The sequence below is a fragment of the Saccharopolyspora sp. NPDC050389 genome (assembly GCF_040655595.1).
Classification (GTDB): Bacteria; Actinomycetota; Actinomycetes; order Mycobacteriales; family Pseudonocardiaceae; genus Saccharopolyspora.
The window spans coordinates 1-13,360 of record NZ_JBFAKG010000089.1 but is presented as its reverse complement, the minus strand read 5'-3'; the positions used below and the strand labels follow the sequence as shown (position 1 = coordinate 13,360).

13 protein-coding genes are annotated in these 13,360 nt (G+C 69.9%); 10 read left to right on the top strand and 3 right to left on the bottom strand.

What is annotated here, in order from left to right; all coding sequences use genetic code 11:
* Positions 1-120: 120 nt before the first annotated feature.
* Positions 121-1,620, top strand: a complete 1,500-nt coding sequence (locus tag AB0I53_RS39010; protein WP_358614075.1) for a M1 family metallopeptidase — start codon at positions 121-123, stop codon at positions 1,618-1,620.
* Between the two features lie 49 nt (positions 1,621-1,669).
* Here the strand turns inward: AB0I53_RS39010 and AB0I53_RS39005 are convergent, their stop codons facing one another.
* Positions 1,670-2,968, bottom strand: coding sequence for an isochorismate synthase (locus AB0I53_RS39005; RefSeq protein WP_358614074.1), 1,299 nt, complete (start codon positions 2,966-2,968; stop codon positions 1,670-1,672).
* Between the two features lie 88 nt (positions 2,969-3,056).
* Between AB0I53_RS39005 and AB0I53_RS39000 the strand changes: the two genes are divergently transcribed.
* The 3 genes from AB0I53_RS39000 (at position 3,057) to AB0I53_RS38990 (ending at position 5,393) form a co-directional block, all read left to right on the top strand.
* The gene (locus AB0I53_RS39000) at positions 3,057-3,554 is read left to right on the top strand and encodes a DUF3592 domain-containing protein (RefSeq protein WP_358614073.1); all 498 of its coding nucleotides are present in this window, start codon (positions 3,057-3,059) and stop codon (positions 3,552-3,554) included.
* Between the two features lie 176 nt (positions 3,555-3,730).
* Positions 3,731-4,606 carry a 1,2-phenylacetyl-CoA epoxidase subunit PaaC gene (gene paaC, locus AB0I53_RS38995; RefSeq protein ID WP_358614072.1) on the top strand — a complete coding sequence of 292 codons (876 nt, stop codon included), beginning with the start codon at positions 3,731-3,733 and terminating at the stop codon, positions 4,604-4,606.
* A gap of 190 nt (positions 4,607-4,796) precedes the next feature.
* Positions 4,797-5,393 carry a hypothetical protein gene (locus tag AB0I53_RS38990; RefSeq protein WP_358614071.1) on the top strand — a complete coding sequence of 199 codons (597 nt, stop codon included), beginning with the start codon at positions 4,797-4,799 and terminating at the stop codon, positions 5,391-5,393.
* A 3-nt stretch (positions 5,394-5,396) separates the two neighbouring features.
* Here the strand turns inward: AB0I53_RS38990 and AB0I53_RS38985 are convergent, their stop codons facing one another.
* The gene (locus AB0I53_RS38985) at positions 5,397-6,257 is read right to left on the bottom strand and encodes an inositol monophosphatase (RefSeq protein ID WP_358614070.1); all 861 of its coding nucleotides are present in this window, start codon (positions 6,255-6,257) and stop codon (positions 5,397-5,399) included.
* Between the two features lie 198 nt (positions 6,258-6,455).
* Here AB0I53_RS38985 and AB0I53_RS38980 point away from each other — a divergent pair, with 198 nt between their 5' ends.
* The 3 genes from AB0I53_RS38980 to AB0I53_RS38970 all read left to right on the top strand — a co-directional run bounded on the left by AB0I53_RS38980 (position 6,456) and on the right by AB0I53_RS38970 (position 8,957).
* Positions 6,456-7,580 carry a glycosyltransferase family 1 protein gene (locus AB0I53_RS38980; RefSeq protein WP_358614069.1) on the top strand — a complete coding sequence of 375 codons (1,125 nt, stop codon included), beginning with the start codon at positions 6,456-6,458 and terminating at the stop codon, positions 7,578-7,580.
* Positions 7,581-7,673: 93 nt separating this feature from the next.
* Positions 7,674-8,162 (top strand): GNAT family N-acetyltransferase, encoded by a 489-nt coding sequence (locus tag AB0I53_RS38975; protein ID WP_358614068.1) that lies wholly within the window; start codon positions 7,674-7,676, stop codon positions 8,160-8,162.
* A gap of 105 nt (positions 8,163-8,267) precedes the next feature.
* Positions 8,268-8,957: a demethylmenaquinone methyltransferase gene (locus tag AB0I53_RS38970; protein WP_358614067.1), complete on the top strand. Its 690-nt coding sequence runs from the start codon at positions 8,268-8,270 to the stop codon at positions 8,955-8,957.
* A 12-nt stretch (positions 8,958-8,969) separates the two neighbouring features.
* Here the strand turns inward: AB0I53_RS38970 and AB0I53_RS38965 are convergent, their stop codons facing one another.
* Positions 8,970-9,893: a LysR family transcriptional regulator gene (locus AB0I53_RS38965; protein ID WP_358614066.1), complete on the bottom strand. Its 924-nt coding sequence runs from the start codon at positions 9,891-9,893 to the stop codon at positions 8,970-8,972.
* Positions 9,894-9,984: 91 nt separating this feature from the next.
* On the opposite strand from AB0I53_RS38965, the gene AB0I53_RS38960 reads away from it, so the two are divergent.
* The 3 genes from AB0I53_RS38960 to AB0I53_RS38950 are packed head-to-tail and all read left to right on the top strand — an operon-like array spanning position 9,985 to position 12,849.
* Positions 9,985-11,256: a citrate:proton symporter gene (locus AB0I53_RS38960; RefSeq protein WP_358614065.1), complete on the top strand. Its 1,272-nt coding sequence runs from the start codon at positions 9,985-9,987 to the stop codon at positions 11,254-11,256.
* Positions 11,256-12,563: an acyclic terpene utilization AtuA family protein gene (locus tag AB0I53_RS38955; protein ID WP_358614064.1), complete on the top strand. Its 1,308-nt coding sequence runs from the start codon at positions 11,256-11,258 to the stop codon at positions 12,561-12,563. The genes AB0I53_RS38960 and AB0I53_RS38955 overlap by 1 nt, the downstream gene beginning before the upstream one ends.
* The gene (locus AB0I53_RS38950) at positions 12,550-12,849 is read left to right on the top strand and encodes a hypothetical protein (protein ID WP_358614063.1); all 300 of its coding nucleotides are present in this window, start codon (positions 12,550-12,552) and stop codon (positions 12,847-12,849) included. Before AB0I53_RS38955 ends, AB0I53_RS38950 begins: the two co-directional genes overlap by 14 nt.
* Positions 12,850-13,360 lie beyond the last annotated feature (511 nt).

The window sequence follows — 13,360 nt, the reverse complement described above, 5'->3', positions numbered from 1 at the left end:
CGCCACGTGCTTTCGCGGATTTTCGCTGCACTGTGGGAAAAACCTGTGATCCGAAAACATGCCTGGTAGTTGGGAGCCTCCTTACTCTCCTAGCGACCAAGATGTTCGAGGAGGTGGCAGGTGTTTCGACGACACGGCCTGCGAGCCACGGCGGCGGCGTGCTGCGCAACGGCTTTGCTCGCCACACCGGCGTTGGCCGGCAGTGACGGACCGGGGGCGCCCGGTGTGGGAGACGGCTACTTCCCCGGTTACGGCAACGGTGGCTACGACGTCTCGCACTACGACATCCAGCTGCGGTATCAGCCCGCGGACGACCATCTGCAGGGCACCACGACGATCGTCGCGAAGCCGACGCAGAACCTGACCGCGTTCAACCTGGACTTCGCGCTGCCCACCAAGTCGGTGCGGGTCAACGGCCAGCCCGCGAAGTTCTCACAGGACGGCACGGAGCTGACGGTGACGCCGCCGGAGACGCTGGCGGAGGGGAGTCTCGCGACCTTCGTCGTCGAGTACGAGGGCGTGCCGTCGACGGTCGAGGTGGATGGCCTGAAGCCGTGGGTCCGCACCTCCGACGGTGCGCTCGCGGTCGGCGAGCCGGAGATCGCGGCCTGGTGGTTCCCGAGCAACGACCACCCCAGGGACAAGGCGACCTTTGACGTCTCCGTCGCGGTGCCGGACGGCACCGAGGTGCTGTCCAACGGCGTCAACACCAAGACCGCCAGCCTCGCGGGCTGGACCACCTGGCAGTGGCGCACGACCAAGCCGACCGCCACCTACCTGGCGTTCATCGGCGTCGGGCAGTACGAGATCAGCACCAAGACCGGCGCGTTCGGGCAGCCGTTCGTCACCGCGTACTCCGACAACCTCGGCGAGTTCGCGGGCCCGGCGAAGGCCAGCGTCGAGCGCACCCCGGAGGTCGTGGAGTTCCTCACCGGGCTGCTCGGCGAGTACCCGTTCGAGGCGCAGGGCGGCCTGGTCTCGTCGGAGGGGCTGAACTTCGCGCTGGAGAACCAGACCCGGCCGACCTACAGCCACCTGTTCTTCCGGAACGGGGCGAACATGTCGGTGGTCGTGCACGAGAACGCGCACCAGTGGTTCGGCGACTCGGTGTCGGTGGACACCTGGCGCAACATCTGGCTGAACGAGGGCTTCTCGACCTACGCGGAGTGGTTCTGGTCGGAGAAGCAGGGCACCGGAACCGCACAGGAGCTGTTCGACCACTACTACGCGTCCTACCCGGCCGACGACCCGTTCTGGCAGGTCCTGCCGGGCGATCCCGGCGCGGCGGAAGTGTTCAGCGACGCGGTTTACGACCGAGGCGCGATGACCGTGCACGCCCTGCGCAACGTGGTCGGTGACGAGGCCCTGCTCGACATCATCCGGACCTGGGTATCGGAGAAGCGCTACTCCACCGGCACGATCGAGGAGTTCATCGCGCTGGCCGAGCAGCGCTCCGGCAAGCAGCTCGACGAGCTGTTCAACACCTGGTTGTTCACGAAGGGCAAGCCGCCGGTCGGCGAGGCGACCGGGGTGCCGGCGAGCGCGACCCGCGTTGCGGTGGCGCCGCCGAAGGCGGTGGCTGAGATCGACCGCACCCACGCCCTGCTGCACGACCACTGATCCGCACGGGCACTGGCGAGAAGGCGTCCGTCGGTGGGACTCGTTTCCGCTAGCGGACGCCTTCGAGGGCTTCGCGGACCGGGAGCAGCTTCGCTTCCGCCTCCGCGACCTCCTGGTCGGGGTCGGATTCGGGGACGATTCCGCACCCGGCGTACAGGCGGATCCTGCCGCCGCCGCGCTCGGCCTCGGTGCCGGGTGCGGCGGCGGTTTCGACCTGGGCGCAGCGAAGCGCCACGGCGAACTCACCGTTGCCGCTGCCGTCCAGCCAGCCGACCGGGCCCGCGTAGCGCCCCCGGTCCATCCCTTCCAGCTCGCTGATCGCCCGCACGGCGTCCTCGGTCGGCGTTCCCCCGACCGCGGCCGTGGGATGCACCGCGGCGACCATGCGCAGCAGCGTTGCGGCGCCGTCGTGTGTGCTGCTTTCGCTGAGCTTTCCTTCGACGTTCGTCGCGAGGTGCAGGACGTTGCGCAGCTGGAGGACCTCCGGCTCGTTCTGCACCGTGAGGTCGCTGCAGAAGGGGCGGAGGCGAACCGCCAGCGACTCCGCCGCGTAGGCGTGTTCGCTGCGGTTCTTCGCGGAGGCCATCAACTCGGCGGCGAGCTGCTCGGTGGTGTGCCCTTCGCGCGGCCAGACCGTGCCGGCGAGCACCTGCGACCGCACCTCGTATCCCACGCGTTCGAGCAGCAGCTCGGGTGTGGCGCCGACGAGGCCGTCGACCGCGAACGTCCAGCAGGTCGGGTACCGGGCGGCGAGGTTGTGCAGCAGGAATCGGGCGTCGAGCGGCTCCGAGGTGCTGGCCAGCAGGTCGTGGGCGAGCACGATCTTGTCGAGGTCGCCGGTTTGCCTCATGCGGCGCACGGCCTCGGCCACGGCCTGGCGGTAGCCGGTCGCGGACAGCTGCCCGTCGCTGTAGGACACCGTGCCGGGCGGGCGCACGGGCTCGGTCGGCTGCTGCTCGGCGGAGCCGTCGCCGATCGTGGTGATCCATCGCACGCCGTCGCGTTGCCCGATGACGACCTCGGGAACGATCAGCACGGAGCGCCCGGGGTCGTCGGCGAAGGCCAGGCTGGCGAACGCCACCGGCCCGCAGCCGGGCAGCCCGACCGAGTCGTCGACCTCGAACTGGTGACAGAGCTCTCGCCACCAGTCGTCGGCCCGGCTGAAGCGGTCGGGACCGGAAACGTCCAGGCGGGCCGCGCAGCCCCAGCCGACGAGCCCGGAGCCGTCGCGGACCCAGCTGAGCACGGCGTCGGCAGGCAGCAGCTCCAGCAGGGGGCGGTCGTATCGGGGGTCGCCTGCTTCGAGCCTTCGGGTTCGGGCCGTCAGCAGCCGCGGTGTAGTCGCCACTCCTGGAGGGTATGCGTCGGTCTCCAACAGGTGGGCGACACCGAAGGCATGCGCGTAGCCGCCGACGGGATGCCTACAATCGGTCACCGTGGCGAGCGATGCGGTGGCGCAGAACGCGGCCGACCCGGTGACCGAACCCAGCACGGACGGTGACCAGCCGGTTGCGGGGACGCCCCGTCGCCGGGGGCGAACGCGTGCCGCGCGAGGCGTGCTGGTGTTCGGCCTGCTGCTGACCGTGATGGGACTCTCCATCGTCGGCGCGTGCTTCATCAACGACCGGACCATCGAGGAGTCCAAGGGCGAAGCGGTGGCCGAGGTGGTGGACACCTCGCTGACCCGGACCGTGGTGCGCTTCAACACCGATGAGGGCCGCGTCTACATCCCGCCGAACGGCGTGCTTTACCCGGCCGACTTGCAGGCCGGACAGCTGGTCCGGGTCGAGTACGACTCGCGGAACCCGGATCTGGTGCGCGTCGCCGGCCGCAACATGACTCTTTCGCTGCTGCCGGTTTCCAGCTCGCTCGCCGTGCTGTGGGCGGTGCTGCTTCCGGTGTACTGGTTGCTGCGGCGGCCGACCGCGCGGTGAGTCCTTGGTCCCTTGTGCCGCTGATCAGGCTTCCCTAATTCGGCCGGGTGGTGTGACACTGGTTTCCCCGCCGTAAGGGGGCTGGCGGCGGATTCGCACGACCGATATGGACCTGCGAGTGGGGGAAGCGGTCCACTCGTGCCGACCGGCCGTCGGCCCGCGTCTGCGAGGTCGCCATGAACACGTCTGAAGTGCAGTCCAGTGCGTCGGATGTGCAGCAGTGGGTGCTCGGCGCACCTTCGATGTCCACTGTGGATCGATCGATTCCGGGTGGCGTGGCCACTTCGGACCTCGCGCAGTACTGCCTGATGCTCGGCGACGATGCGCTGGTCCTGTCGCACCGGTTGTCCGAGTGGGGAGTTCGCGCCCCGGAGCTGGAAGAGGCCGCGGCGCTCGGTGCGATCGCGCTCGACTTGTTGGGAGAGGCCAGGATCCTGCTGCACCGCGCGGGCGAGGTCGAGGGCGAGGGGCGGGGCGAGGACAGCCTCGCGTACTTCCGGACCGCCGCGGAATTCCGCAACGTGCGGCTGGTCGAGGTCGACTGCGGGCCGGGACAGGGCGGCGGCTTTTCGGCCACCGTCGCACGGCTGCTGCTGTACACCGCGTGGCGGGCGGCAGTGTTCGAGCGGCTGACGCGGAGCCGGGACGCCGTGCTGGCCACCCTGGCCGCACGATCGCTCGCGGGACTGACGAGGCACCGCGACCACGCCGCGCAGTGGGTCATCCGCCTCGGCGATGCCAACGCCGCCTCGGCGCGGCGCATGGCGGGCGGGTTCCAGCGGGTGTGGCCGATGACCGGTGAGCTGTTCACGCCGCACCCGGTCGAGGCCCGGCTGGCGGATGTCGGCTGCGGGGTCGATCCGGCGGTGGTTCGTGGTGAGGTGAGCGAGGTGCTGGACGAGGTGTTCTCGGTCGCTCGCCTGGAGCGGCCGGATCCGACGGAGTTCGGCGGGTTCGTCCGGCCTGGCGGCCGGGACGGGGTGCACACCGGCGGCATGGAGTTCCTGCTCGCCGACATGCAGTACCTGGCCAGAGCCGCCGCGCAGCTCTGATCAGGCGCGAGAGCTGCGGCACAGGCGATCAGATTGAGTACTTTCCCCCAAGAACTTCGGGGCCCGGCAGGCGCAAAGTGATCTGGGGGCGCTCGGGAACTTCGGTCCGGTCGACATCGTCGGACCGGTGACCGCGGGCGGGACACCGGTTCGGATGCCTCTTCGGCGAAGTGGAAGGACACAACTCGACATGGACGGAATCTGGGTGCAAGTGCTCGTCGCACTGATAGCGGGAGCGTGCGGGGCTGGGGTGATGCTGGCCGTCGTCTGCGCCCGGAGACGGAAAACCAAGCCGGCTGCCGCGCCCACCGCGGTGCCGCCCGCCACGCAGTCCGTCGCGTCCCCGTCGCCCCTGCCGGACAAGTGGTTGACCGAGGTTCAGCGGTGCGAGCAGGCGGTGTACCGAGCCGCTCGGGCCGTCGACGCGGTGTCCTCCACGCAGGCCCGCCACCAGTTGCAGACGGTGGTTCGGCGGATGGACGCGGAATTGCCGAACGTTCGGGCGCTTTCCGAGCTTGGCCGCGGCCTGGCGGCCAGCGAGTCGCGGGACGACGCCGTGGTGCGCCGGGTGCAGAGCCAGCTCGACGACGCCGCGACCAGGTTCGGGATGGTCACCGACCACGTGCTGGAGACGGTCGTGGAACTGGTCGCCGCCCCCGACCTCAGCCGGGTCCACGAGCAGGTGTCGGTGCTGCGCGAGCAGTTCCCGCTGCTGCGGCCGATGTCGGCGGTGTTCGGCCCGCCGCCGGGTTCGGCTCCCGCCCGCGCGCTGATGCCGGCCGCCTGACGGTCAGCTCCGTTCGGTGGCCTGCCGCCACCAGTCGTGCACGTCGGCGGCGACGCCGGGCGCGGCCACCAGCAGCCCGTCCAGCGGGAGAGCGGTCGTGTTGCCGCGGCGGTCCAGCACGGTGGCACCGGATTCGGTGGCCAGCGCGAGCGCACCCGCGACGTCCCACTCCTCGTACGAGTCGAGCACCGCGGCGATCGCGTGGCCGAGCGCGACCTGGGTGATGGCCAGCGCCGGGGAGCCCAGCAGCCGGACTCCGACCTGGGCGCTCGCGGCATTCGTGATGAACCGGTCCATGCCGCGCCACGGCCCGTTCTTGGTCAGCTCCGTGCACACGATGCCGCCGCGCGCTTCGCCCTGCACGGGCAGCCGCACCGGGGTGCCGTTGGCGCGCATGCCGCGGCCGCGCGCCGCGGCGTAGATCTGCGTGCGGTACGGATCGGCGACCACTCCGACGACCGGCCCGTGCTCGTCGAGCATGGCCAGGCTGTAGGCGCACCAGGGCAGGCCCGCGACGTAGTTGGCGGTGCCGTCGACCGGGTCGACCGACCAGCGGAACCGCGCCGAACCGGCGCGAGCGGCCCAGTGCTCGGCGACGGTGGTGGGCGCGGCGTCGAATTCCTCGCCGAACACCGGGATTCCGGGGAACTCGTCGGCGAGGATCCGGCGGGTGTGGCGTTCGAGGGTGCGGCCGGTGTCGGTGACCCAGTCGAACGGCGACTCGGTGGGCTCGGGGCGCGCTCCTCGTCCCGCGGTCGCGATGATCACGTCAGCGGCATCGTTCGCGAGTCGGCCGGCGACCTCGAACGCCCGCGAAACCAGGGCGGGATCGATCTGCGCGGGCGGGGAAGGCAGGACCGTCATGCCGTCCCAGGCTCCGTGCTGTGGGTGACCGGAGCGCAACACTCAGGTGACCGGTTGTGGAGTTACAGGTCACGATTGCGCGTTGCGCCACGCCGCGAGTGGTCCGGTCGGCGAGTTGGCGTGGTCTTCGGTTGGCGTTGGCGGTGCCGTCACGTTGCGGTCGACTGTTCGCCGGACCGGGCCGTCACGGTGTGCCGCGTGCGCATAGCGATCGTGACCGAGAGCTTCCTGCCGCAAATCAACGGGGTGACGAATTCCGTGCTGCGAGTGCTGGAGCACTTGCAGCGGCGGGGTGACGCGGCGCTGGTGATCGCGCCGGGAGCGGGCCCGGAGGAGTACGCGGGTTTTCCGGTGATCCGGCTGCCCGCGGTGGATCTGCCGCTGGTTTCATCGTTGCCGATCGGCTTCCCGACGCGGCGGTTGCTGCGCGGGTTGCAGGAATTCCGCCCGGATGTCGTGCATCTGGCGTCGCCGTTCATCGTCGGGGCGCGCGGCCTGGCCGCCGCCAGGCGGATCGGTGTTCCGACCGTCGCCGTCTACCAGACCGACGTCGCGGGGTTCGCCGAGTCGTACGGCCTGGGTCTGACCGCTCGCGCCGCGTGGCGCTGGATCCGCCGCCTGCACGGTGCCGCCGACCGGACGTTGGCGCCGTCGACGTGGGCCGTGGAAACGTTGCGGGAGCACGGAGTTCCGCGCGTTCACCGGTGGGGGCGGGGCGTGGACACCGCTCGGTTCTCGCCGCATCGCCGGGATTCGGATCTGCACTGCGAGTTGGCGCCGAACGGCGAGCTGCTCGTCGGGTACGTGGGGCGGTTGGCGCCGGAGAAGCGCATCGAGCGGTTGGCGGCGCTGGGCGAGATGCCGGGCGTGCGGCTCGTCGTCGTGGGTGACGGGCCTGAACGACAGAACCTCGGCGCGGCGTTGCCGGGTGCGGCGTTCCTCGGGCAGCGGACCGGCGACGAGCTGGCGCGGATCTACGCGAGCCTGGATGTCTTCGTGCACACCGGGCCGCACGAGACGTTCTGCCAGGCGGTGCAGGAGGCGATGGCTTCGGGCGTGCCGGTCGTCGCTCCGGACGCGGGCGGGCCTCGGGATCTCGTCGACCACGGCCGCACTGGCTATCTGCTGCCCGCCGAGGATCCCGCTGTGCACGCGGATGCGCTGCGCGCCGCTGTCGCGGAGTTGCGCGAACCGGCGCTGCGGGCGAGGTTCGGCGAGGCGGCGCGCGCCGCCGTCGCTGGGCGGACCTGGCCCGCGCTGTGCCAGCAGCTGATCGGGCACTACGCCGAGGTTGCGGCACGCGTAGAGCCCTTGGCGGCTTGATGGAGCAAATCGCCGAAGACTTCAGGAGCACCGTGGTGCTGGCGCAATAAAATACGTTGCGCCACAACGGTTCTCCCGTCCATCATGAGTGCCGTGATTTCCGTGCGCCGGGTGGTCGACGGCGAGCTGGCCGCCTTGCGGGAGGTGCGGCTGCGCTCGCTCGCAGCCGACCCCGCCGCATTCGGATCCACTTTGGACGGAGAGCGGGCACGGCCGATGGCGTTCTGGCGGGAGCGGATCGCCCGGGGTCCGTGGTTCGTGGCCTGGGCGGAGCGGGAGGCGGTGGGCGTCGTCTCGGCGGTGCCGACGACGACCCCGGCGGAGTACCGGCTCGAAGCAATGTGGGTCGACCCGGCGCGGCGGGGCGAGGGCGTCGCGGAGGCCCTGGTCGATGCGGCCTTGTCGTGGTCGCGGAGCAGGGGTGCGACGTCGGTGGCGTTGTGGGTGTTCGATGGGAACCCGGCTGCCCGGCGTTTCTGCGAGCGCATCGGATTCCGTCCGGCGGGACGGCGGGAACCGCACCCTGAGAAGAAGTCGCAGGTCAGAGAATGCCTGCGGATCCAGTTGTGGCCCGGCTGCTGATCGAGGGCCGGGCATCGCGAAAGGGGGAATGGAATAGAAATTCCGCAATGCGGACTTGATGGGCGTGCTGGTGATCTCGCTGATCCCGCCACGTACCCTTCGGGTGTGTCTCGGGCCGGTTTGGACAAGAAGCCTCACGAGGTCGCCGCGATGTTCGACGGCGTCGCGCGCAGGTACGACCTGACCAACACGGTGCTGTCCTTCGGGCAGGACCGGCGCTGGCGGGAAGTGACCCGGCGGGCTCTGGCTCCGAAGCCGGGCGAGCGGGTGCTCGACCTGGCGGCGGGCAGCGGCGTGTCGACGGTGGAGTTCGCTCGCTCCGGCGCGTGGTGCGTGGCTGCGGACTTCTCGCTGGGCATGCTGTCGGTCGGCCGGGACCGAGGTGTCCCGATGGTCGCTGCCGACGCGCTCCGGCTGCCGTTCGCCGACGAATCCTTCGACGCCGCGACTATCTCGTTCGGGCTGCGGAACCTGGTCGACACGGCCGCCGGCCTGCGGGAGATGCTGCGGGTGGTGCGCCCCGGCGGCCGGCTGGTGGTGTGCGAGTTCTCGACGCCCACCTGGCAGCCGTTCCGGACGATCTACCTGAACTACCTGATGCGGGCCCTGCCGCCGATCGCCCGCGCGGTGTCGTCCAACCCGGACGCCTACGTCTACCTCGCGGAGTCCATCCGCGAGTGGCCGGACCAGCGCGCGCTGGCGGAGCTGATCGCCGAGGCCGGCTGGACCGGCGTGCAGTGGCGCAACCTCACCAGCGGCGTCGTGGCCGTTCACCGCGCGGTCAAGCCTTCCTGATTCCCTGCCGCTTCAGAGCCAGGTCGTCTCCGGCGGCGCGGCATCGGCGGAGTGCTGGGCCCGACCGATAGCGGTCATGAACGCCTCAGATGCCGCGGCGAGCGGGCGGTGCGGATCGCGGACCACCGCGATGCGGCGGCGGATTTCGGGGCCGCCCAGCGCCCGGTGTTCGAGCCCGGCGAACTGGACCAGCGGCAGCACCAGCCCGGGCATCACCGCCACACCGAGCCCGGCCGCGACCAGCCCCGCGACGGTGGTGATGTTCCGCGATTCCAGCACGACGTCCGGGCGCACCCGGGCCGTGGCGAAGGCGCGTTCGGCGTGCTGCCGGATGCTGCTGCTCGGAGCGAAGGCGATGTGCGGCTGGTCGGCGAGGTCCGCCCAGTCGAGCCGCCGGCGTTCGGAGAACCGGTGCGACGGAGGGAAAACGCAGCAGAACCGGTCGGTGGCGATCGGCCGGACCTGCAGGTCCGGCAGCGGTTCGGGCACCACCGTGACGGCCAGGTCGACCGCGCCGCTGCGGACCCGCTGCAGCACCTCGTCCGACATTCCGTCCTCAATGGACAGTTCGACCTCGGGGTGCGCCGCCCGGTAGGCGGAGGCCACGGGCGGCAGCAGGATCGCCGCCAGCGACGGCAGCGCTGCGATCCGTACCTGGCCGCGGTTGCCGGCCAGGAACCCCTCGAAGTGGTTGATCCCGGCGTCGAAGGCCTCGACCACGCGCCGCGCCACCCGGCAGAACTCGCTGCCTTCCGGCGTGATGACCAGGTTCCGCGTGGTGCGTTCGAACAGCGTGATGCCGAGCTTGCGCTCCACCTCGCGGACGGTGCGGCTCATCGACGACTGCGCCAGGTGGAGCTGATCGCCGGCGAGCGTGAAGCTGCCGGCGTCGTGGACGGCGAGCACCAGGCGGAGCTGTTGAAGCGTCAGATCCATGCTCACAGCGCATTAATGTATCAGTAACTCTTGCTTGACGTGCATGAGCGATGCGGATCACAGTACGTCCGTCCGACAACGGAGGTGCTGCATGCTCGCCGCGAGTGGGTTCCTGACCATCGGGGTCTTCCTGGCCCTGGTGCTGTCCCGACGTGTCTCGGTGCTCTTCGCCCTGACCCTGGTGCCCATCGCGGCCGCGCTGGCGAGCGGCTTCGGCGGCCGGCTCGGCTCGCTGATCGCCGACGGGCTGATCACCGTCGCGCCGGTGGCCATCATGATCACCTTCGCGGTGCTCTACTTCAGCCTGATGGTCGACGCCGGGCTGTTCGACCCGGCGGTGACCCGCATCCTGCGCTGGGCCAAGGGCGATCCGCTGAAGATCACGGTGGGCACCGCGCTGCTCACGCTGCTCGTCGCGCTTGACGGCGACGGAGCGTCGACGTTCCTCATCGCCGTATCCGCGCTGCTGCCGATCTACCAGCGGTTGGGCATGCGGCGCATCGTGCTGGCAGGCGTGATCTGCCTGGCCGCGGGCGTGATGAACATGGTGCCGTGGGGCGGGCCCACGGCCCGGGCGATGGCCGCGCTGAAACTGGACAGCAGTCAGCTGTTCCTCCCGGTGCTCCCCGCGATGCTGGCCGGAATCCTCTGGGTGCTGCTCGCGGCCTACCTGATCGGCCGCGCGGAGCGGAAGCGGCTCGGCGTCATCGAGGTGGCGGTCGCGGACCGCACCCGACCGGCCGGGGTGGACCGGGTTCGGTACTGGATCAACGCGGCGCTGACGCTGGTGCTCGTGGTGTGCCTGCTGGCCCAGCTCGCGGACCTGGAAGTGCTCTTCCTGCTGGCCTTCCTAGTGGCGCTGCTGGTCAACCGGCCGTCCTGGCAGAGCCAGCAGGAGCTGCTGACCAAACACGCCTACAACGTGGTGCTGGTCGCCGTGGTGATCTTCGCCGCCGGAGTGTTCACCGGCATCATCACCGGCACTGGAATGATCAAGGCGATGGCCGAGAGCCTGGTGTCGGTCATCCCGGACTCCGCCGCCGGGCTGCTGCCGGTGGCGACCGCGATCACCAGCATGCCGTTCAGCCTGGTGTTCACCCCGGACGCGTACTACTACGGCGTGGTCCCGGTGCTGGCCGAGACCACCGCGGCGCTCGGAGGCGACCCGGCCGCCATCGGGCGGGCCGCGATCCTCGGCCAAATGACCACCGGTTTCCCGCTCAGCCCGCTGACCGCCTCGACCTTCATCCTGCTCGGGATGAGCAAGGTCGACCTCGGCGACCACCAGCGGTTCATCTTCAAGTGGGCGTTCGGCACGACGCTGGTGATGACCGCCGTCGCGCTGGTCACGGGGGTGCTGTGATGCGCATCGGCAGCGGAGCCGGGTTCGCCGGTGACCGGATCGGACCGGCGGTGGACCTCGCGGCGCGGGCCGGGCTGGACGACCTGGTCCTGGAGTGCCTGGCGGAACGCACCATCGCGCTCGGCCAGCAGCGGAAGCTGCGCGACCCGGCGGCCGGCTACGACCCGCGGCTGCGCGCGCGGTTCGAGCGGCTGCTGCCGGTCGCCGGCGAGCACGGCGTGCGGGTGGTGACGAACATGGGCGCGGCGAATCCCCTGGCGGCGGGCGCGGTCACCCGACACCTGCTGGCGGAACTGGGTCTGCGCGGCAAGATCGCGGTGGTCACCGGGGATGACGTGCTGGACCGCCTCGACCTGCGGCTTCCGGCGCTGGAGGACGGGATCCCGCTCGCCGACCACGGCGAAGTCGTGTCCGCGAACGCCTACCTGGGGGCAGACGCGCTGCTACCGGCGCTGGATACCGGGGCGAACGTGGTGCTGACCGGACGGGTCGCGGATCCGTCGCTGTTCGTCGCGCCGCTGGCGCATCGGCTGGGCTGGGAGCTCGACGACTGGCCACGGATCGCGGCTGGCACGCTCGTCGGGCACGTCCTGGAGTGCGCGGGGCAGGTGACCGGCGGCTACTTCGCCGATCCCGGGGTGAAGGACGTGCCGGATCTGGCGGAGCTGGGATTCCCGTTCGCGGAGGTGGCATCCGACGGCACGACGACCATCGGCAAGCTCGCAGGCACCGGGGGCGTCGTCTCCACCGCGACGGTGCGCGAGCAGCTGCTCTACGAGGTGACCGATCCGACTGGCTATCGCACTCCCGACGTGGTGCTGGACTTCCGTCCGGTGCGCGCGGAACAGGCCGGCGCCGACCGGGTTCGGATCAGCGGTGCCGCCGGTCGGGCCCGCCCGGCGGAGCTGAAGGTGAGCGTCGGCTATCGCGCCGGATACCGGGCTGAGTGCGGCATCAGCTACGCCGGGCCGAACGCCGCCGGCCGTGCGCGCTTGGCAGCGGACGTGATCACCACCAGATTGCGCGGCACGGGACTGCGCATCAGAGCGGACGTCCTCGGTGCGCTCAAGGGCTCGGGTGAGCCGACGGATGAGTGCCGCCTGCGGGTGGCGGCGATGGCGCCTGATCCGATGGCGGCCGATGTGGTCTGCCACGAGGTCGAAGCGCTCTACACGAATGGGCCGGCGGGCGGCGGCGGTGTTCGCGTCGATGTTCGCGAGGTGATCGGCATCGTGTCGGCGTTCATTCCCAGATCGGACGTCGAGACCAGGGTGACGGTGTTGGAGGCCGACGGTGCTGCTGCATGAAATCGCCCATTGCCGGGCCGGCGACAAGGGAGACACCTCGACGCTGTCGCTGTTCCCCTACCGCGACGACGACTTCGCTCTCCTTGTCCGGGAGGTCACGGCAGAGCGGGTCCGTGAGCACCTCGCCGGTCACATCCGGGGCGAGGTACTGCGCTACGAACTCCCGAACCTGTGCGGCCTGCAGTTCACTTGCCGCCAAGCCCTCGATGGCGGGGTGACTACGTCGCTGGCCCTCGACACCCACGGAAAGTCCCTGAGTTCCCGTCTCCTGTCGTTGGTCCTCTGAGAACGCGCGCCGCGAGATGCGGCAAGCCTGTTTTCGCAGACAAACGGCCGGTTGATGCGCCTCGGAGCCGTTAAAAGGGGGGTGGTTGCAAGGGGTGTTTTGGGGGTGTGTAACTTTATCCAAGTCAGAGCGACACGGGCCGGGAAAACCGGAACGGGCCTGACGCGGGGTCGCGAACCAAGCTCCCACGACTGAGTGGTAGAGTGGGCGAGCCCGAAAGGCAAGACTTGATAAAGCGAAATGCTTCTGCGTGTTGATAACTGAAGAGCCAAGTGGTCCCGAAAGATAACGAATTGGGTCGGTTGAGAAAGCGAACCCCCCCGATTTGACACGGGAAATCACGATGCTCTACAGTGGTAAACACGAAAGCGAAAACGAGGAAATGCTCCCCGGAGTTTCGATCCCTGTTGTGGGGTTGGGTGATGGTGTGGGTGTGTTCTTTGAGAACTCAACAGCGGACTGTTTTGGTTAGTGTTCTTTTATGCCCCCGACCATGCAGGTTTTGTGTGGT

Coding starts and splice junctions, on each gene's coding strand:
- paaC (WP_358614072.1), top strand. CDS start 3,731: ATGAACACGTCTGAAGTGCAGTCCAGTGCGTCGGATGTGCAGCAGTGG.
- AB0I53_RS38990 (WP_358614071.1), top strand. CDS start 4,797: ATGGACGGAATCTGGGTGCAAGTGCTCGTCGCACTGATAGCGGGAGCG.
- AB0I53_RS38985 (WP_358614070.1), bottom strand. CDS start 6,257: ATGACGGTCCTGCCTTCCCCGCCCGCGCAGATCGATCCCGCCCTGGTT.
- AB0I53_RS38965 (WP_358614066.1), bottom strand. CDS start 9,893: ATGGATCTGACGCTTCAACAGCTCCGCCTGGTGCTCGCCGTCCACGAC.
- AB0I53_RS38960 (WP_358614065.1), top strand. CDS start 9,985: ATGCTCGCCGCGAGTGGGTTCCTGACCATCGGGGTCTTCCTGGCCCTG.
- AB0I53_RS38955 (WP_358614064.1), top strand. CDS start 11,256: ATGCGCATCGGCAGCGGAGCCGGGTTCGCCGGTGACCGGATCGGACCG.